This is a genomic window from Rhizobium album, from assembly GCF_003122325.1.
GTDB classification, from domain to species: domain Bacteria; phylum Pseudomonadota; class Alphaproteobacteria; order Rhizobiales; family Rhizobiaceae; genus Metarhizobium; species Metarhizobium album.
Genome location: NZ_QFBC01000004.1, coordinates 284,668 through 302,653 on the forward strand (window position 1 = coordinate 284,668; position 17,986 = coordinate 302,653).

Genomic DNA, 17,986 nt, shown 5'->3' on the forward strand with positions numbered 1-17,986 from the left:
GGCGTTTGCGGAACCGGGCGAGCCCTCGGGAGTTGCACAAATACCGCACTCGAGGAATCGTATTGTTAACCTCGAGTTTAGCAAGATCTACTATTGATGTTTGTGGCCCCGCACCATAAACACCCCGGCGTCCGTGCCGGCGCGTGTTTCCCGGCATGGCGCCATAATCCTGTTCTGAAAGGCATTTTCCATGGGGAAGTCAATCGCACTGTTCTTTGCGTGTGCGGCTCTGGTCATTCTTGCGGGCTCGTTCATGGCCCCCGGCACCGTCGCCGCGTTGAAGAGCGAATGCGCTCCCGCCTATGGCGTCGATCCGTGCAGCACGGGTTCGATTGGCACGACTGCCGCCAAGTAGGAACAGCGACCATCAGGGCCGATCGTTTGACCGGCCCTTTTTGTTTGCCCTGTCAGCCCATGAGGAGCAGGCCGACCAGGCCGGCGGCACCCACCAGGATGCGCCACCAGGCAAACGGCGAATAACCGCGGCGGGAAACGAAATCCAGCAGCGACCTGACGACGAAGAGGGCCGAGACGAAGGCCATCAGGAAACCGACGAAGATGATCGTCGCATCGTCGAAACTCAGCGCATCGCGATTCTTGTAGAGGTCGAGAACGAAGGCCCCCAGCATGGTCGGCATGGCGAGGAAGAACGAGAATTCCGCCGCGGAGCGCTTGTCCGTCCCCATCAGCAACGCACCGACGATGGTGGCGCCCGAGCGCGACGTGCCGGGGATCATGGCAACACACTGGCAGAGCCCTATCTTGAAGGCCAGCGACAGCGGGTAATCCATGACATCGCGATATTTCGGCCGGAACTGCATGCGGTCGACGACGAGCAGCACGATGCCGCCGAGGATGAGCACGATGCAGATCAGCACCGGCGTTTCGAACAGGATGGTCTTGATGAAATCATGGGCGAGCGCCCCGATGACCGCCGCCGGCAGGAAGGCGACGAGAACAGCCGCGACGAAGCGGCGCGCCCGCGGATCGGAGGGCAGAGCCAGGACGATCTGCAGCAGCTTGCTGAAATAGACGAGGAGGATGGCAAGAATGGCGCCCAGCTGGATCAGGACGGCAAAGGTATTGCCCGGCGACTTGAAGCCGAGGAAATGTCCCGCGAGCAGGACATGGGCGGTGGAAGAAACGGGGATAAACTCCGTCAGGCCTTCGATAAGGCCAAGAATGAGAGCGCTGATAATGGATTGGTCAGCCATGTGTGGTCCTTTGGGGCTGCTGGACGGCCTGATTCGCTTGTCTTAGCGATGCCAAACTCATATAGCTTCACCGCATGAGTCATGGCCAGAGCGCTTCAGACGAGCGCGGAATGGCCCGACAACAAGGCAAATCAACGACCGAGTCTCAATGCCAACGCTGTATCATCACCCCATGTCCTCCGCCTCCCGCTTCGTCCGGCTGATCCTGACGGAATACGGTTTCCAGGCCGATCTCATCGAGGAGCAGATTTGGGAAAAACGCCGGGATTTCCTGGCGCTCAATCCGGCCGGCACCCTGCCGGTCTATGTCGACGACAGCATGCGGGCACTCTGTGGCGCCATGGTCATCTCCGAATATCTCGACGAGACGCATGGCGTGCTGAAGCGCGACCGGCGGCTTCTGGCCGAAGATCCGTTCCAGCGCGCCGAGATCCGCCGGCTAGTGGAGTGGTTCATGCAGAAGATGGAACAGGACGTGACGCGACCCTTGGCGCGTGAGCGGGTGTTCAAGCTGCAGATGACCGCCGAACAGGGCGGCGGCGCACCGGATTCGAAAGTGCTGCGCACGGCGCGCTCGAATATCCGCCAGCACATGCGTTATCTCTCCTGGTTGGCCGGCTCGCGGCCCTGGCTGGCCGGCGACCGGCTGAGTTATGCCGATCTTGCCGCCGCCGCCTCGGTTTCGGTGCTCGATTATCTCGGCGAAATCGACTGGTCGGAGGCACCTGCCGCCAAGGACTGGTACCAGCGGCTGAAATCACGCCCGTCCTTCCGCTCCCTGCTGGTCGACCGCGTTCGCGGCCTGACACCGGTGTCGCATTACGCCGATCTCGATTTCTGACCCGATTTCTGGCACAAGGCAACCTATGCCGCATGCAGGAACCGAGGAAAAACGGGAGCGACGCCGCGAGAGCCTGACGGCCTTCCTGCGTGCCGAAGCGCTGGCGCAAGGTTTCGACCTCTGCCGTATCACCGGCCCCGGCTCCATTCCGCAGGCGCCCGCCCGGCTTGCGGAATTCATCGATGCCGGCCGCCACGGCACGATGGACTGGATGCCGGAAACCCAGGCGCGTCGCGCCGATCCCTCCGTGCTCTGGAGCGAGGTGCGCTCCATCGCCGTCTTCGGCCTGAACTATGGTCCCGACGAGGACCCGCGCGGCATTCTCGACAAGCCCGACAAGGCGGCGATTTCCGTCTATGCCCGCAATCGCGATTACCACGACGTCATCAAGGGCCGGCTGAAGGAGATCGCCACACGCTTTGCGGCGCGGGCGAAGGAAGACGTCAAGGTTTTCGTCGATACCGCGCCGGTGATGGAAAAGCCGCTGGCTGCGGCGGCCGGGCTCGGCTGGCAGGGCAAGCACACCAATCTCGTCAACAGGACGCACGGTTCCTGGCTGTTTCTCGGCAGCCTGTTCACCACGGCCGATCTCGTGCAGGACGAGCCGGAGCGCGATCATTGCGGTTCCTGCCGCGCCTGTCTCGACGCCTGCCCGACGGATGCCTTCCCCGCCCCCTACAAGATCGATGCGCGGCGCTGCATCTCTTACCTCACCATCGAGCACAAGGGCGACATCGATCCGTCATTGCGCGTGCGGATGGGCAACCGCATCTACGGTTGCGACGACTGTCTTGCCGCCTGTCCCTGGAACAAGTTTGCCCAGGCGGCCTCGGAAATGAAGTTTCGGGCGCGCGAAGACCTCAAGGAGCCGTCGATCGCCTTCCTGCTGACGCTCGACGACCCGACATTCCGCAGCTTCTTCAGCGGCTCGCCGGTCAAGCGCATCGGCCGGCATCGCTTCGTCCGCAATGTGCTGATCGCCGCCGGCAATTCCGGCGACCGGAGCCTGATCGGTCCCTGTCGCGAGTGTCTGGCCGACGAGATGCCGGTGGTGCGGGCCATGGCGGTCTGGGCGCTGTCGCGATTGATGACACCGCAGGAATTCGGCGGCCTTGCCGAATGGCGCGAAAAGGAACAGGACTCCGCCGTATTGGCGGAATGGCAACGGGCAGGAGCAGCTTTATGCATATGACGGTTTTTGGCGCCGGTTATTCCGGCAAGGCGATTGCCGATCTCTACCGGCAGGCAGGACATGCCGTTTCCGGCACGACCCGCTCAGTGGAAAAATTCGGCAGCCTGCAGGCGCTCGGCATCGAACCGCTGCAATTCGACGGAACCGCGCTTAGCCCCGAGCTGAAACAGGCCCTGGCAAAAACGACACATCTGCTGCAATCCATCGCGCCCGGGCGCGATGGCGATGCGCTCTTGCGGCTCGCCGGCCACGACCTGCGCAGCCTGATGCCGCAATTGCAATGGATCGGCTATCTCTCCACCGTCGGCGTCTATGGCGATCACCAGGGCGGCTGGGTCACCGAAGAAACGCCCTGCAAGCCGGTCTCGGCCCGTTCCCTGGAACGTGTCGAGGCGGAAACGAACTGGCTGGCCGCCGGCAAGCAGATCGGCGTGCCGGTGGCAGTGCTGCGGCTTTCCGGCATTTATGGCCCGGGCCGCAACGCCTTCGCCAACTTGGCGAACGGCACCGCCCGCCGGCTGGTCAAGCCCGACCAGGTGTTCAATCGCATCCGTGTTGAGGATATTGCCGGCGCGACCGTCTTCCTCGCCGACCGCCTGCTCGGCGGCATCTATAATATCACCGACAACGAGCCCTGCGCGCCCCAGGACGTCGTTGTGGAAGCGGCACGGCTGATGGGGGTCGAACCGCCGCCGGAACAGCCCTTCGAAACCGCCGAACTGTCGTCGATGGCGCGCTCCTTCTACGGCGAAAACAAGCGGGTATCCAACGCCCTGCTCAAGCAGCTCGGTTTCGCCTTCCGCTATCCCGACTATCGCCTGTCGCTGCAGCAGCTCTGGGCGTCGGACACGTGGCGCAAGGAGGCCGCCGATCCGGCGTAAGCCGACCGGCTTTTGGTCACGCGTAAAAACATTGCATACAATGAAAAGAGACGAAAATTCTCTCTTCCGGCGGAAACAGAGTCAAATCTACCTCTGCCAGAAAAACCTCCGGGCTGAAAAGACGCGTTTCCGGGCATCAAAATTCATGTCAATAGAAAAAAATTCTTGCGCGATTTTGTGATCGCCGCCACCTGCGGGAAGTCGCGAAAAACCCTTCTCATTTTTTACTGAATCTATTTAATTTTTTCCCTTTTTTCGGAAAAATTTTCCGCATTTTCGATTGCCGGCTAAATATCGCAAATATTACGGTCTGTAATATTGCGTGATGGAACAAGGCACTTTTTCGCCATTTTTGGCCGCCTTTTCCTCCCTCCCATTCCAACGCGGCCAGTGCCGCCTTGAAGGGGACCTACCGATTTGAAGAGATTTTGCCGTTCTGTCGTCACTGCCGCTGCCGTTTTTGCCTGTTCGTCGGCATTGGTTGCCGAAGCCCGGGCCGCTGGATGCGGAGGTGCGTCATGGTACGCGCTTGGCTCGAAAACCGCCTCCGGAGAGCGCATGAATGCCAAGCTTCTCACCGCCGCCCACCGCTCGCTGCGGTTCGGCACCAAGGTGAAAGTCACCAACCGCAACAACGGCCGCAGCGTCGTCGTGCGCATCAACGATCGTGGCCCGTTCATCCGCGGCCGTGTTCTCGACCTGTCGAAGGCTGCCGCCCAGAACATCGGCATGGTCAGTTCCGGCACCGCCAAGGTCTGCTACGAGGTGATCGGCTGATCGGCCGGTCCTTCGAAATGCTTGCTCTTGCGTCCAATCGCAGGTACCACCCGGCTTGAACGGCCGCTCAGGACAGATCCGGCGGCCTTGCGGGACACGGGAGACGATTTCATGCGATTGGGCGGACGGTTGGCGGGAGCCATCGAGGTGCTTGCCGACATCGAGGCGCGCAAGCGGCCTGTCGCGGACGCCCTGAAGGACTGGGGCCTCGCACACCGCTTTGCCGGCTCCGGCGATCGCGCCGCCATCGGCAATATCGTCTATGACGCCCTGCGGATGCGGCTTTCGCACGCCTGGCTGATGGACGACGACAGCCCGGCCGCCCTCGGCTATGCCGTCATGCTGCGCCAGTGGGGCGAAACCGCCGAGACGCTGGCCGCCGAACTCGACGGCGACCGCTTCGCTCCGGAACCGCTGAAGCCCGAATGGCTGTCCGCCTTTTCCAGCCGCTCGCTCGACGATGCCCCGGCCCATGTCCAGGGCGACATTCCCGAATGGGTACAGCCGTCGCTGGAAGCAAGTTTCGGCGCCGACTGGCTGCGCGAAGCCAGGGCGCTGGCGGAACGCCCGACGCTCGACCTGCGCGTCAACACCTTGAAGGCCGGCCGCGACAAGGTGCTGAAGGCGCTGGAGCGGTCGTCGCCGCAGGCGGCACGCATCGCCCGCCAGGGCATCCGCATTGCCGCCGGCGAAGGTCCGTCGCGGCTTCCCAACGTCACGGCCGAGCTTTCCTTCCAGAAGGGCTGGTTCGAGGTGCAGGACGAGGGCTCGCAGATCGTTGCCGACCTTGCCGATCCACGCGACGGCGAACAGATCCTCGATTATTGCGCCGGCGGTGGCGGCAAGACGCTGGCCATGGCGGCGGCGATGCACAACAAGGGGCAGGTGCACGCCTACGATGCCGACCGCAAGCGCCTGGCGCCGATCATCGAGCGGCTGAAACGGGCCGGCACCCGCAATGTCCAGGTGCATGACAGCCGCAACGGCCTGCAGGGTCTCGCCGGCCGCTGCGACCGCGTGCTGGTCGATGCGCCCTGCACCGGCACCGGCACCTGGCGCCGCCGCCCGGATACCAAATGGCGGCTGACGGCAAAAAATCTCGACGAACGCATTTCCCAGCAGCAGGAAGCGCTGGAACAGGCGGCGGAGTTCGTCCGTCCCGGCGGTTCGCTGCTTTATATCACCTGCTCGATCCTGCCGGAAGAAAACGAGCGGCAGGCACAGCGGTTCTGCGAGGCCCATCCCGACTACCGCATCGTGCCGGCGCTCGACACCTGGAAGGCACATTTCGGCGATGCCGCGCCCAAGCCGCGTTCCGCCGACGGCAAGACGGTAACGCTGACGCCGGCCAGCACCGATACGGACGGTTTTTTCTTCTGCCGCATGCAGCGTAACGGTTAACCGGCGCCTCGCCGGCTTGATCACCGTTTGAAATCATTCCAAACTAGAGCGTTTGACACCAGTTTGGTTTTGCGCGAAGACAACCTGTCCGATTGAGGGGACGGCGAAAAACGCCGTCACAGGAGAGATCATGATCCGGAAAACCGTTCTGCGCGCCGCCCTGGCGCTTCTGGCCGCCTCGGCGGCCTATTCTGCCTTGCCTGCCAAGGCCGCGACCGATCCGGCCGCCGTCGTCAAGCATTATGCCGAACTGGCGCATGCGAAATACGAGGACTCGCTGACCACCGCAAAGGCGCTGGACAAGGCGATCGACGCCTTCCTCGCCAGCCCGACCGAAGAGACGCTGAAGGCCGCCAAGACCGCGTGGATCGCCGCCCGCGTGCCCTACCAGCAGTCGGAAGTCTATCGTTTCGGCAACCCGATCGTCGACGACTGGGAAGGCAAGGTCAACGCCTGGCCGCTGGATGAAGGCCTGATCGACTATGTCGATGCCGGCTACGGCACGGAAAGCGATGAGAACGCCCTCTATACGGCCAATGTCATCGCCAACAAGCATATCAAGATCAACGGCAAGGACGTCGACGCGACCAACATCACGCCGGAATTCCTGTCGGACACGCTGCACGAGGCGGGTGAAGTCGAGGCCAACGTCGCCACCGGTTACCACGCCATCGAATTCCTGCTGTGGGGCCAGGACCTGAACGGCACAGGCCCGGGGGCCGGCAAGCGCCCGGCGACCGACTACGACCAGAAGAATTGCACCAACGGCAATTGCGACCGCCGCGCCGCCTACCTGAAGTCGGCCTCGACGCTGCTGGTCTCCGACCTGCAGGCGATGGTCGATGCCTGGGCGCCGGAAGGCAAAGCGACCAAGACCGTCACCGCCGATCCGAAGGCCGGCCTCACCGCCATCCTGACCGGCATGGGTTCGCTCTCCTACGGCGAACTTGCCGGCGAGCGCATGAAACTCGGCCTGCTCCTGCACGATCCGGAAGAGGAGCATGATTGCTTCTCCGACAACACCTACAACTCGCATCTCTACGACGCCGTCGGCATCGCCTCGGCCTATACGGGCGAATACACCCGCACCGACGGCACGAAGCTGACCGGTCCTTCGCTTTCCGCCCTGGTGGCCGAGAAGGACAAGGCGCTGGACGCCGAGATGACCGCAAAACTCACCAAGACGCTCGACGCCATGCATGCCATGGCCAAGCGTGGCGAGACCACGGAAGCCTACGACCAGATGATCGGCGAAGGCAATGCCGAGGGCAACGCCGTGGTGCAGGCCGCCATCGACGGCCTGATCGACCAGACGAAGACCATCGAGCGCGTCATCACGTCGCTCGATCTCGGCAAGATCCAGCTTGAAGGTTCCGACAGCCTGGATAATCCTAACGCCGTCTTCCAATAAGCGAAAAGGCGGGTCACGGCCGATCTCGACCGTGACCCGGACCCCCATGAACCGCATCCCGGCCCGTCGTGTCCTCGCCCTGCCGCTTGCCGTTCTCCTGAGTTCTGCCGTGCTGGCCGCTGCCGAAGCAGGCAGCGACGATCTGCCCGCGACCCGCTCCGATCTTTCCGCCAGGGATGCCGCCCGCGTGGCTGACGTAACGGCGCCGATTGCCGATTTCTCCAAGGCGGAAGCCTACGAGGCGATGCAGGGCGGCGGCGGCACGTCGATCGATCCCGTCACTGCCGATGCCTTTTCGCATGTCTCCGCCAATCTCGCCGTCGAGAAACAGCAGGATTTTCATCTCGGCAACGCGCTGTTTCGAAAACTCTGGGTTTCTGCGCCTTCCTCGACGCAAGCCTCCGATGGGCTGGGGCCGCTGTACAACGCCCGATCCTGCTTCAGCTGTCATATCCGCGACGGCCGCGGCCATCCGCCGGAAGGCGGGCGCGACGCCATTTCGATGTTCCTCCGGCTCGCCCGGCCGGCCGCAACGCCTGCGGAACTGGCGGCGCTGCAAAATCACGAGGCGCTGAATTTTCCCGATCCGGTCTATGGACGGCAATTGCAGGATCTCGCCGTGCCGGGACTGGCCGCCGAAGGGCGGATGGTGATGCGCTACGACGAAGTACCGGTGACGCTCGCCGACGGCGAGGTCGTCTCGCTACGCCGGCCGCACTATTCCGTAGCCGATCTCGCCTACGGGCCGCTGGATGCGGCGACGACGCTGTCGCCGCGCGTGGCGCCGATCATGCTGGGGCTCGGGCTGATCGAGGCGATCCACCCCGCCGACATCCTCGCCGCCGCGGACCCGGACGACCGCGATGGCGACGGAATCTCCGGCAAGGCAACCATGGTGCGCGACCGGTCAGGTGGCAGCCTGGCGCTCGGCCGCTTCGGCTGGAAGGCGCAGAACGCCACGGTGCGCGACCAGACGGCCGCCGCCTTTGCCGACGACATCGGCCTTTCCACCTCCGCCGAGAACCGCCCCCACGGCGATTGCACCGAACAACAGACGGCCTGCCTTTCGCTGGAAACCGGCGAGCAGGAGAGGCTGGGTAGCGCCGAGGCGCCGGACCCGGTGCTCGACCTCGTGACCTTCTATTCGCAGAATCTCGCGGTGCCGGCTCGCCGCAAGGCAAGCTTTCCCGAGGTGCTGAAGGGCAAGCAGGTCTTTTACCAAACCGGCTGCACCGCCTGCCACACGCCGAAATTCGTCACGCGCCGCGATGCGTCGGACAAGGCTTTCGCTTTCCAGCTCATCTGGCCCTATTCCGATTTCCTGCTGCACGACATGGGCGACGGGCTGGCGGACGGCCAGCCGGTCGGCCTGGCCGACGGGCGGGAGTGGCGCACGCCGCCGCTTTGGGGTATTGGCCTGACGAAGACCGTCAACGGCCACAGTTTTTTGCTGCACGATGGCCGCGCCCGCAATCTGACCGAGGCCATCCTCTGGCACGGCGGCGAGGCGGAGACTGCCCGCAAGACCTTTTCCGGCCTGCCGAAAGACGATCGGCAGGCGCTCATCACCTTCCTGGAGTCGCTCTGATGCGCCTGTTGCCCTCTTTGCTGATCAGCCTGTCGCTTGCTTTTGCCCCGCTTGCCGCCCATGCCGAGGAAGAGACGGCAAGTCCGCCCGCCGCCCTCGACGAAAAGACCGTCGAGGCGATCATGGCGCGGGCGGTGGACGAGGTGATCCGCCCCGGCTACCGCGATTTCCATGCCAGCGCCGGCAGGCTGACGGCGGCGATGAACACGCTGTGCGGCGAAGCCTCGGCTCCGGCATTCGACGCCGCCAGGGGCGCCTTTACCGACACGATCAAGGCCTGGTCGCGCATCGAGATCGTCCGCGTCGGCCCGGTGATCGAGAAGAACCGCTTCGAGCGCATCCTCTTTTATCCCGACCGCAAGAGCACCGGCCTCAAGCAGGTGCAGGCGACGCTGGCGAGCGGCGACGAAAAGGATACCGATGTCGATTACGTCGCGACCAAGAGCGTGGCAATCCAGGGCCTTGGCGCACTGGAATACATCCTGCACGGCACCGGCGCCGAAACGCTGACGCAGGAGAAATCCGGTTTCCGCTGCCGCTACGGCGCGGCCGTCGCCGGCAATATCGAGAGCATAGCCGCTGGCCTGGTCGACATCTGGGAAAAGCCCGACGGCATCCAGGCGGCGTGGAAACATCCGGGACCGGACAATCCGGAATTCCGCACCGGCGGCGAAGCGATCACCGCGCTGCTCGGCATCCTCGTCCACGGCGTCGAGACGGTGCGCGACCAGCGGCTGGAGATTTTTTACAAGGGAACACAGCCGAAACCGCGCACGGCAATCTATTGGCGCTCCGGCAACACGTTTGTCTCGATCACCGCAAACCTGGAAGGGTTGAAGACCCTGTTCGATACGTCGGGCATTTCCGACCTGCTGCCGGCGGAGAAAAAATCCGTCGCCGGCGAGATCGATACGCTGCTCGACGGACTTCTGGCGGCAGCGCCGACCATCGATGCCGACGTGGCCAAGTCCGTCGAAACACCGGCCGAACGCCAGAAGATCGAACTGCTGCTGGCCGAGACACGCGATCTCATCCTGCGCCTCAACGACGATCTCGGCGGAGCGCTCGGATTGACGGCCGGCTTCTCCTTCTCGGACGGAGACTGAACCCTTGCGCGGCGCGTTGATCGACCGGCGCGATTTCGTCAGGGCGGCGGGGCTGGCCTTCCTGGCCGGACTGTCGCCCCGGGCGGCGTTTGCGCTCGGCCGCAGCGACGCCGTCTTCGCCTCCGCCTATCGCGGCGCCGACGGCGGATACGGCATCGCGACGCTGACCGAGCGCGGCGAGATCGTCGACCGGTTCGACCTGCCCGCCCGCGCCCACGGCATGGCCTTCAGCCCGGCGACCGGCCGCACCGTCGCTTTTGCCCGCCGGCCCGGCACCTTCGCCATGGTCCTGGACCTCTCCGGCCGTTCGGAACCCGTCATCCTGTCGGCGCCGGAGGGGCGGCATTATTTCGGCCACGGCTGCTTCTCGCCGGACGGCCGGCTGCTCTATGCCAGCGAGAACGATTTCGAGGCCAACGGCGGCATGATCGGCATCTACGATGCGACGGCCGGCTTTGCCCGCGCCGGCGAATATTCCGCCTTCGGCATCGGCACGCACGACCTGACGATCTCCGACGACGGCCGCATGCTGATCGCCGCCAACGGCGGCATCGAGACCCATCCGGATTTCGGCCGCACCAAACTCAACCTCGACCACATGGAGCCGTCGCTGGCCCTGATCGACGCGTCGAGCGGCGCGCTGATCGAACGGCATGGCCTGCCGCCGTCCCTCAGGCAACTTTCCACCCGGCACGTCGATGTCGCTGCCGGCGGCCGCGTCTGGTTCGCCTGCCAGTACGAGGGTCCGCGCAACGACCTGCCGCCGCTGGTCGGCCATTTTGCCAAAGGCGAGGACCTCGCTTTCGTCCCGCTTCCGGAGGACGTGACCATCGGGCTCGGCAATTATGTCGGCGCCATCGCCGTCAACCGCCAAGACGGGCTGGTGGGCATCACCTCGCCGGTCGGCGGCGGCATGGCGGTGACCATCGATGCCGGAAGCGGCAAGGTCACGCAAAGCCGCGTCCTTGCCGATGCCGCCGGCGTGGCGCCGGCCGCAAACGGCTTTGCCGTCTCCTCCTATCGTGGCGACTTTCAGGACCGCCACAGCCCTGTCGCCTGGGACCAGCACATCGTCCGGCTGGCGGCGCGAGGCTGACCGGGGGTCAGGCGATCTCCAGCCCGAACTGCCCGGCCAGGTCGTCCCAGGCGTAACCGACCTGGCCCAGTGTGACCCCGCCGATGGTCACCGCCGCGCGGCCGACCGGCACGGCACCCAGCCGCGAATAGAACCGCCGGTTGGGATTGTCGGCCAGCACCCAGACCAGCATGGACCGGCGATCGCGCTGGACCGCATCGTAAGCGGCGGCCCGCACCAGCCCCTGGCCGATGCCGAACCCCTGGAAGGCGTCGAGCACATAGAGCGAATAAAGCTCGGCCCGATAGGGCATGCGCGGCACACGCGACGGGCCGCTGTTGGCAATGCCGACGATGCGGTCGTCTTTTCTCTGCGCGGCAACGAGATAACTTGCTTCCGGCGCCAGCATTCGCCGGCGATGCCGCTCGATCTGCTCCCCGACCGTCATGGCATCGAGAAACGCGCCCGGCAGCATGTCACCGAAGGTGGAACGCCAGGTGGCGACCAGCACTTCGGCAATGCCTTGAAGATCGGCTGCCCGGCCCTTGCGGATCTCGATATCGGCCCTGTTGCTCATGGCGGAAAGTAGAACATATTTTTGTGCCGGCCCCAAGCGTTACGGCGCTGGAATGCGCGGCGTGCCGCGCTAGATAGAAGCGCATGAAAACGACAACGATCCATGCCCTCTTCATCGCCGCAGCCCTCGGCGGCGGCCTCGCCATCGGTTACCTTTTCCTCCCCGGCGAATGGTACCAGTCGCTGGTCAAACCGTTTTTCACGCCGCCGAATTGGCTGTTCGCACCGGCCTGGTCGATCCTCTACGTGCTGATCGGCATTGCCGGCGCCCGCACGTTCATTCGCGAAAGGGCCTCGCCGCCGATGGCGCTGTGGGTATCGCAGATGGTCCTGAACTTCCTCTGGTCGCCGGTTTTCTTCGGTGCCCAGCGGCCGGCGCTGGGCCTCGGCATCATCATCCTGCTGCTTTTGTCCATCCTTCTGTTCATCATCCGCCGCTGGCGCCTCGACCGGGTTTCGGCGCTGCTTTTCGTGCCTTATGCGCTGTGGGTAAGTTTTGCGACACTCCTGAACGCGTCGATCGTTTATTTGAACTGATTTCACAATTCGACCGCTTGTCCTGACACCGGCCGCATGCCAATTTCGCAACTGCGAAGGGGGCGGGGCTCAGTGATTCACGGCGATTTTCAACAGCGGATACGCAACAGTTTTGCGCGGCAACGCGCCATGGAAACGATCGGCGCGGAGCTGACCCGCGTCGAGCACGGCTCCGTGGAGATCGAGCTGAATTTCGATCCGAAACTGACGCAGCAGCATGGTTTCCTGCATGCCGGGGTGATCTCCGCCGCGCTCGATTCCGCCTGCGGTTACGCCGCCTACAGCGTCATCGATCCGGATGCCTCGATCCTGACGATCGAATTCAAGGTCAACCTCATGTCGCCGGGCCGCGGGGAACGGTTCCTGTTTCGCGGCGACGTCACCAAACCCGGCTCGACCATCATCGTCGCCGATGGCCGAGCTTATGCGATCAGCGACGGACCGGCCAAATTGATCGCCTCGATGACCGGAACGATGATGGTCATCCGCGGGCGCGAAGGGATAACGGGATGAAGTTCGAACTGAAGGAAGTGTCGGGGAAATCGATCCTGTTCGTCATGGCGGCGAATGCGGAATACGGGCCGTTCCTCAAGTCGCGCGTTTCACCGCTGATGACCGGCGTCGGTCCGGTGGAAGCGGCGATCATGCTGACCAAGGCGCTCTCGGCGCTGGAGGCCAGCGACGACCTGCCGAACCTGGTGGTGTCGCTCGGTTCGGCCGGTTCGCCGAAGCTGGCGCAGACCGAGGTCTACCAGGTGACGTCGGTCTCCTACCGCGACATGGACGCCTCGCCGCTCGGTTTCGAGCGCGGCCAGACGCCGTTTCTCGACTTGCCGCCGGTCTTGGAAATGCCGCTGCGCATCCCCGGCATTCCGGAGGCGACGCTTTCTACCGGCGCCGACATCGTGTCGGGCGCCACCTATGAGGCGATCACGGCCGACATGGTCGATATGGAAACCTATGCGGTGCTGCGCGCCTGCCAGCTCTACAAGCTGCCGCTGATCGGCCTGCGCGGCATTTCCGACGGCAGGCAAGAGCTCAGCCACATCGGCAACTGGACGGAATACCTGCATATCGTCGACCGCAAGCTCTCCTACGCCGTCGACAGCCTGTTTACCGCGCTGGAAGACGGCGTTTTCTGGTTCTGAGCAATTCCGGCAAAATGCGGTGCGGATTTGCGTTCGGAAGGGCGTGAAACAAGCGGCAGACCACCGCTTTTTCGGCACAATCAGGACAATATAAATCCGTTCCGGCAATTGCATGCCGTGGTACTTTTCTTTAAAGGCTCGCCATGACCCAGACAGCACCGTCCGACACCGTCCTCATCATCGATTTTGGCAGCCAGGTCACGCAGCTCATCGCCCGGCGCGTGCGCGAAACCGGCGTTTATTGCGAAATCGTGCCGTTCCAATCCGCCGAAGAAGGTTTTGCCCGGCTGAAGCCGAAGGCGATCATCCTGTCCGGCGGACCGGCCTCGACGGTCGATGAAGGGTCGCCGCGGGCGCCGCAGGCGATCTTCGACAGCGGCCTGCCGATTTTCGGCATCTGCTACGGCCAGCAGACCATGTGCATGCAGCTCGGCGGCAAGGTGGAAAGCGGCCATCACCGCGAATTCGGCCGTGCCTTCCTCGAAGTCGAGAAGGATTGCGCCCTGTTCGACGGCGTCTGGTCGCTCGGCTCGCGTCACCAGGTGTGGATGAGCCACGGCGACCGCGTCACGGCGCTGCCGGAAGGTTTCGAGGTCGTCGCGACCTCCGCCAACGCACCTTATGCCTTCATCGCCAACGAGGCGAAGAAATATTACGCCGTGCAGTTCCACCCGGAAGTGGTGCACACGCCCGACGGCGCCAAGCTGATCGCCAACTTCGTCCATAACATCGCCGGCCTGAAAGGCGACTGGACGATGTCGGCCTATCGTGCCCGCGCCGTCGAAGCGATCCGCAACCAGGTCGGCAACAAGCGCGTCATTTGCGCCCTGTCCGGCGGCGTCGACAGTTCCGTCGCCGCCCTCCTGATCCATGAGGCGGTTGGCGAGCAGCTGACCTGCATCCTCGTCGATCACGGCCTGATGCGCAAGAACGAGGCGGCCGATGTCGTCGCCATGTTCCGCGAGCACTACAATCTGCACCTGCTGCATGTCGATGCGTCCGACCGCTTCATTTCGGCGCTGGAAGGCGAGAGCGATCCCGAAACCAAACGCAAGACCATCGGCCGGCTGTTCATCGAGGTGTTCGAGGAAGAAGCCAAGAAGCTCGGCGGCGCCGAATTCCTGGCGCAGGGCACGCTGTATCCCGACGTCATCGAAAGCGTCTCCTTCACCGGCGGCCCTTCGGTTACCATCAAGAGCCACCACAATGTCGGCGGCCTGCCGGATCGCATGAACATGCAGCTGGTCGAACCGCTGCGCGAACTGTTCAAGGACGAGGTGCGCGTGCTCGGCCGCGAACTCGGCCTGCCCGACAGCTTCATCGGCCGCCATCCCTTCCCGGGTCCCGGCCTCGCCATCCGCTGCCCCGGCGGCATCACCCGCGAGAAGCTGGAGATCCTGCGCGAGGCGGATGCGATCTATCTCGACGAAATCCGCAAGGCCGGCCTCTACGACGCCATCTGGCAGGCCTTCGCCGTGCTCCTGCCGGTGCAGACCGTCGGCGTCATGGGCGACGGCCGCACCTACGAATTCGTCTGCGCCCTCCGCGCCGTTACTTCGGTCGACGGCATGACAGCGGATTTCTATCACTACGACATGGAATTCCTCGGCCGCGCCGCCACCCGCATCATCAACGAAGTGCGCGGCATCAACCGCGTCGTCTATGACGTGACGTCCAAGCCACCGGGCACCATCGAGTGGGAATGACCGGTCTTCCCGGCAGCGCCGTCAGTCGTTGACGAGTTGCAGGATAAGGTTGTGGACGTTGCCGCCGGGGCTGAGTTCGACGCGGTCGAAATCGCGGCCCTCCTGGCGCTGGGCCTGGGAAAGCCCGCCGAGCCGCGTATTCATCTCCGCCTTGATCTTGCGGCAGCCCGGATCGTCGGGAACGGTCAGCCCGACGGTGGCGGCCTCGATCTTGCGCACCATCGCCTTGATCGTCTCGCCGTGGACGCGCTCATGCGCGGCGACGCCGTCTATGAAGATCTCCCATCTTTGGCGCAGTCCCTCCGGCAGGCTGCCGGCCGGCTTCGGCAGCGTATAGGTGATGATCAGCTTCGGCCGCGCCGTGGCGAGCACGCAGGCATTGTCGCGCGTTTCATATTTCCGCGTCCAAGTCAGCTTGAAGGTGGTGTGGGCGATGACCCGCCCGCCGACGCCGACATTCGGGCCGCGTTCGCCGATCGATTGATAAAGTGTGGCGCCGGATTGCCCCGATATCGAATAGGTCTTCACCTGTTCCACCGCCTGCCATTCGGCCAGCGCGGCGTTCGGCAACACCATCAGAAAAGGCACGAGCAGACCATAGCGGTTTATTTTCACGGGAACCCTCGGGACATCGTCAAGATCGCGGCGAACCTAAAGGGCGAACGGCCGTCTTTCAATCGAGGCGGCGAGGTATTTCACACACACATGTTCACTTTTTGTTCTTTACACATGTCGGACCGCCGCTATGCTGGGCCCCTTTCCCAGGAAGGTCACGCGTCATGCCCAGAAAATCCAGCCGCCGATCCGCCACCGGACAGCAGGAGATGCTTTTGCCGGGTGTCGGCGAGCGGAAGCCGCCGCCGCACCTGCCGGAAAAAACCGCTCCGCAACGGATCTTCGTTGCCCTGATGCCGGGCATGCAGGCTGCCGCCAAGGCTTGCTCCGTCGCCGAAAATATCAGCCATGAGCAACGATTGGCGGCCAGTCTGCGACCGCCGCGCATTCTCCATGTGACCCTCTGCTTCATCGGTGATTACCTGAAGACGCCGCATCCGGTACTCTTTGGAGCCAGCGAGGCCCTGTCCAGACTTGTTGCCCCGGATTTCGAGGCCAGGCTGGACCATGCCGTCGATTTTCGTGTCAGGAACGGGCAGAGAGCATTGGTGCTGTGCAGCAGCCAATCCAACGATGCCTTGTCGTTTTTGCAGCAACAGGTGGTCGAGGTGCTTTCGGAAGCCGGTGTGATTTCCTCGAAGCCCGGCGGCTTCACGCCTCACATGACGTTGTTTTATCACCAGCGGCAGACGCCGATCGAGACCCGGTGGCTGGACGAACCGATCGTCTGGGGAGCCGGTGGCTTTCGCCTGATCGAAAGTTTTTATGGCCAGACGCGGTATGTCAATCACGGTGACTGGCCGCTGTCGCTGGACCATGGCTGACACCGAAAGGCAGGCCGGAGAGTTGGCGTGACGTTCGGCGGCAGTTCTGCCGCCGAACCTTGCTCCCCGAATTTATACGCCGGCCTTGTCGAGCAGGGCAATCGCGTCTGCCGAGAGCGTGAGGCTGGCCGCCTTCACCAGGCTTTCGAGTTGCGGCAGGCTGGTGGCGCTGGCGATCGGCGCGGTCACCACCGGCTTGGCCATCAGCCAGGCGAGGGCGATTTCCGCGTGTTTCGCGCCGGTTTCGGCCGCCACCTGATCCAGGGCCGCCAGGATGCGCTGGCCCTTGTCGTCGAGATATTTCTCGACGTCGCTGCCGCGCGCCTTGCCCGCCGTGTCGTCCTTCGTGCGGTATTTGCCGCTGAGGAAGCCGGAAGCCAGGCTGAAATAGGTGATGACGCCGATCTCTTCCGCGCGGCAGAGGTCGGCCAGCGCGCCCTCGAAGCCGGCACGGTCGTAGAGATTGTATTCCGGCTGCAGCACGTCGTAGCGCGCCAGGCCGTTTTTCGCGGCCGCATCGAGTGACGCCTGCAACTGCGCGGCATCGAGGTTGGAGCCGCCGATAGCGCGGATCTTGCCCTGTTCCTTCAGTTTCGTATGGGCGGCCAGCGTTTCTTCGTAGGGAACCGAGGCATCCGGCCAGTGCGACAAATAGAGGTCGATGTAATCCGTCTGCAGACGCTTCAGCGAATCCTCGACGGCCTGCACGATCCATTTCTGCGACAGGCCCTTGCGGCCCTCGCCGAGATCGGAGCCGACCTTGGTGACGATGATCGCCTTGTCGCGCGACACCGCGCCGCTCTTCAGCCACTTGCCGATGAGCGTTTCCGACTCGCCGCCCTTGTTGCCCGGTGCCCAGGACGAATAGACATCCGCGGTGTCGACGGTGTTGAAGCCGGCGTCGAAGAAGCCGGAAAGCAGGTCGAAAGACGTCTTTTCGTCGGCCGTCCAGCCGAAAACATTGCCGCCGAACACCAGCGGGGCGATCTTGACGCCGGTTCGCCCAAGGGGACGCAATTCCATGATGAAAACTCCAGGATGATAACGGACTGAAAGACCCGGCGACGCCGGGCTTCAGCAGACTAGCGGCGCAT

The 17,986-nt window shown here is 63.8% G+C and carries 19 protein-coding genes; 15 read left to right on the top strand and 4 right to left on the bottom strand.

What is annotated here, in order from left to right:
- The first annotated feature begins 190 nt into the window (after positions 1–190).
- Positions 191–355: a metallophosphoesterase family protein gene (locus DEM27_RS33990; RefSeq protein WP_165823403.1), complete on the top strand. Its 165-nt coding sequence runs from the start codon at positions 191–193 to the stop codon at positions 353–355.
- A 52-nt stretch (positions 356–407) separates the two neighbouring features.
- On the opposite strand, the gene DEM27_RS12090 is transcribed toward DEM27_RS33990, so the two are convergent.
- A complete protein-coding gene (locus DEM27_RS12090) occupies positions 408–1,214 on the bottom strand; it encodes an undecaprenyl-diphosphate phosphatase (RefSeq protein ID WP_109458483.1) in 807 nt (268 codons plus the stop codon).
- A gap of 148 nt (positions 1,215–1,362) precedes the next feature.
- On the opposite strand from DEM27_RS12090, the gene DEM27_RS12095 reads away from it, so the two are divergent.
- The 9 genes from DEM27_RS12095 to DEM27_RS12135 all read left to right on the top strand — a co-directional run bounded on the left by DEM27_RS12095 (position 1,363) and on the right by DEM27_RS12135 (position 11,507).
- Positions 1,363–2,055, top strand: coding sequence for a glutathione S-transferase family protein (locus tag DEM27_RS12095; RefSeq protein ID WP_109458484.1), 693 nt, complete (start codon positions 1,363–1,365; stop codon positions 2,053–2,055).
- A gap of 25 nt (positions 2,056–2,080) precedes the next feature.
- Positions 2,081–3,247 carry a tRNA epoxyqueuosine(34) reductase QueG gene (gene queG / locus DEM27_RS12100; RefSeq protein ID WP_109458485.1) on the top strand — a complete coding sequence of 389 codons (1,167 nt, stop codon included), beginning with the start codon at positions 2,081–2,083 and terminating at the stop codon, positions 3,245–3,247.
- On the top strand, positions 3,238–4,128 hold the full coding sequence (locus DEM27_RS12105) for an SDR family oxidoreductase (protein WP_165823404.1): 891 nt from the start codon (positions 3,238–3,240) through the stop codon (positions 4,126–4,128). Before queG ends, DEM27_RS12105 begins: the two co-directional genes overlap by 10 nt.
- A gap of 417 nt (positions 4,129–4,545) precedes the next feature.
- On the top strand, positions 4,546–4,905 hold the full coding sequence (locus tag DEM27_RS12110; protein ID WP_109458487.1) for a septal ring lytic transglycosylase RlpA family protein: 360 nt from the start codon (positions 4,546–4,548) through the stop codon (positions 4,903–4,905).
- Between the two features lie 111 nt (positions 4,906–5,016).
- Entirely contained in the window at positions 5,017–6,306 is a 1,290-nt protein-coding gene (locus tag DEM27_RS12115) for an RsmB/NOP family class I SAM-dependent RNA methyltransferase (protein ID WP_109458488.1), read from the top strand.
- 130 nt (positions 6,307–6,436) lie between these two features.
- A complete protein-coding gene (locus tag DEM27_RS12120; RefSeq protein ID WP_109458489.1) occupies positions 6,437–7,717 on the top strand; it encodes an imelysin family protein in 1,281 nt (426 codons plus the stop codon).
- A 46-nt stretch (positions 7,718–7,763) separates the two neighbouring features.
- The gene (locus tag DEM27_RS12125) at positions 7,764–9,305 is read left to right on the top strand and encodes a di-heme oxidoreductase family protein (RefSeq protein WP_109458490.1); all 1,542 of its coding nucleotides are present in this window, start codon (positions 7,764–7,766) and stop codon (positions 9,303–9,305) included.
- Positions 9,305–10,411 carry an imelysin family protein gene (locus tag DEM27_RS12130; protein WP_109458491.1) on the top strand — a complete coding sequence of 369 codons (1,107 nt, stop codon included), beginning with the start codon at positions 9,305–9,307 and terminating at the stop codon, positions 10,409–10,411. Before DEM27_RS12125 ends, DEM27_RS12130 begins: the two co-directional genes overlap by 1 nt.
- Positions 10,412–10,415: 4 nt before the next feature.
- Positions 10,416–11,507 carry a DUF1513 domain-containing protein gene (locus tag DEM27_RS12135; protein ID WP_109458492.1) on the top strand — a complete coding sequence of 364 codons (1,092 nt, stop codon included), beginning with the start codon at positions 10,416–10,418 and terminating at the stop codon, positions 11,505–11,507.
- Positions 11,508–11,514: 7 nt separating this feature from the next.
- On the opposite strand, the gene DEM27_RS12140 is transcribed toward DEM27_RS12135, so the two are convergent.
- On the bottom strand, positions 11,515–12,063 hold the full coding sequence (locus DEM27_RS12140) for a GNAT family N-acetyltransferase (protein WP_109458493.1): 549 nt from the start codon (positions 12,061–12,063) through the stop codon (positions 11,515–11,517).
- An 83-nt stretch (positions 12,064–12,146) separates the two neighbouring features.
- Here DEM27_RS12140 and DEM27_RS12145 point away from each other — a divergent pair, with 83 nt between their 5' ends.
- The 4 genes from DEM27_RS12145 (at position 12,147) to guaA (ending at position 15,453) form a co-directional block, all read left to right on the top strand.
- Entirely contained in the window at positions 12,147–12,599 is a 453-nt protein-coding gene (locus DEM27_RS12145) for a TspO/MBR family protein (protein ID WP_109458494.1), read from the top strand.
- 36 nt (positions 12,600–12,635) lie between these two features.
- Positions 12,636–13,112, top strand: a complete 477-nt coding sequence (locus tag DEM27_RS12150; protein ID WP_109458495.1) for a PaaI family thioesterase — start codon at positions 12,636–12,638, stop codon at positions 13,110–13,112.
- A complete protein-coding gene (locus tag DEM27_RS12155) occupies positions 13,109–13,747 on the top strand; it encodes a 5'-methylthioadenosine/S-adenosylhomocysteine nucleosidase (RefSeq protein ID WP_109458496.1) in 639 nt (212 codons plus the stop codon). The genes DEM27_RS12150 and DEM27_RS12155 overlap by 4 nt, the downstream gene beginning before the upstream one ends.
- Before the next feature lie 143 nt (positions 13,748–13,890).
- Positions 13,891–15,453, top strand: coding sequence for a glutamine-hydrolyzing GMP synthase (gene guaA / locus DEM27_RS12160; protein ID WP_109458497.1), 1,563 nt, complete (start codon positions 13,891–13,893; stop codon positions 15,451–15,453).
- Between the two features lie 21 nt (positions 15,454–15,474).
- Here guaA and DEM27_RS12165 read toward each other — a convergent pair whose 3' ends face one another.
- A complete protein-coding gene (locus tag DEM27_RS12165; RefSeq protein ID WP_109458498.1) occupies positions 15,475–16,029 on the bottom strand; it encodes a DUF922 domain-containing Zn-dependent protease in 555 nt (184 codons plus the stop codon).
- 203 nt (positions 16,030–16,232) lie between these two features.
- On the opposite strand from DEM27_RS12165, the gene DEM27_RS12170 reads away from it, so the two are divergent.
- On the top strand, positions 16,233–16,892 hold the full coding sequence (locus DEM27_RS12170; protein ID WP_109458499.1) for a 2'-5' RNA ligase family protein: 660 nt from the start codon (positions 16,233–16,235) through the stop codon (positions 16,890–16,892).
- Between the two features lie 72 nt (positions 16,893–16,964).
- On the opposite strand, the gene DEM27_RS12175 is transcribed toward DEM27_RS12170, so the two are convergent.
- Positions 16,965–17,915, bottom strand: coding sequence for an aldo/keto reductase (locus tag DEM27_RS12175; protein WP_109458500.1), 951 nt, complete (start codon positions 17,913–17,915; stop codon positions 16,965–16,967).
- Positions 17,916–17,986 lie beyond the last annotated feature (71 nt).

Bases quoted from the DNA above. Each gene is read 5' to 3' on its own strand.
- DEM27_RS12150 (WP_109458495.1), top strand. From the start codon at position 12,636: ATGCCAATTTCGCAACTGCGAAGGGGGCGGGGCTCAGTGATTCACGGC.
- DEM27_RS33990 (WP_165823403.1), top strand. From the start codon at position 191: ATGGGGAAGTCAATCGCACTGTTCTTTGCGTGTGCGGCTCTGGTCATT.
- DEM27_RS12095 (WP_109458484.1), top strand. From the start codon at position 1,363: ATGCCAACGCTGTATCATCACCCCATGTCCTCCGCCTCCCGCTTCGTC.
- DEM27_RS12140 (WP_109458493.1), bottom strand. From the start codon at position 12,063: ATGAGCAACAGGGCCGATATCGAGATCCGCAAGGGCCGGGCAGCCGAT.
- DEM27_RS12165 (WP_109458498.1), bottom strand. From the start codon at position 16,029: ATGGTGTTGCCGAACGCCGCGCTGGCCGAATGGCAGGCGGTGGAACAG.
- DEM27_RS12175 (WP_109458500.1), bottom strand. From the start codon at position 17,915: ATGGAATTGCGTCCCCTTGGGCGAACCGGCGTCAAGATCGCCCCGCTG.
- DEM27_RS12120 (WP_109458489.1), top strand. From the start codon at position 6,437: ATGATCCGGAAAACCGTTCTGCGCGCCGCCCTGGCGCTTCTGGCCGCC.
- DEM27_RS12090 (WP_109458483.1), bottom strand. From the start codon at position 1,214: ATGGCTGACCAATCCATTATCAGCGCTCTCATTCTTGGCCTTATCGAA.
- guaA (WP_109458497.1), top strand. From the start codon at position 13,891: ATGACCCAGACAGCACCGTCCGACACCGTCCTCATCATCGATTTTGGC.
- DEM27_RS12105 (WP_165823404.1), top strand. From the start codon at position 3,238: ATGCATATGACGGTTTTTGGCGCCGGTTATTCCGGCAAGGCGATTGCC.
- DEM27_RS12125 (WP_109458490.1), top strand. From the start codon at position 7,764: ATGAACCGCATCCCGGCCCGTCGTGTCCTCGCCCTGCCGCTTGCCGTT.
- DEM27_RS12115 (WP_109458488.1), top strand. From the start codon at position 5,017: ATGCGATTGGGCGGACGGTTGGCGGGAGCCATCGAGGTGCTTGCCGAC.
- DEM27_RS12155 (WP_109458496.1), top strand. From the start codon at position 13,109: ATGAAGTTCGAACTGAAGGAAGTGTCGGGGAAATCGATCCTGTTCGTC.
- queG (WP_109458485.1), top strand. From the start codon at position 2,081: ATGCCGCATGCAGGAACCGAGGAAAAACGGGAGCGACGCCGCGAGAGC.
- DEM27_RS12145 (WP_109458494.1), top strand. From the start codon at position 12,147: ATGAAAACGACAACGATCCATGCCCTCTTCATCGCCGCAGCCCTCGGC.
- DEM27_RS12170 (WP_109458499.1), top strand. From the start codon at position 16,233: ATGCCCAGAAAATCCAGCCGCCGATCCGCCACCGGACAGCAGGAGATG.
- DEM27_RS12130 (WP_109458491.1), top strand. From the start codon at position 9,305: ATGCGCCTGTTGCCCTCTTTGCTGATCAGCCTGTCGCTTGCTTTTGCC.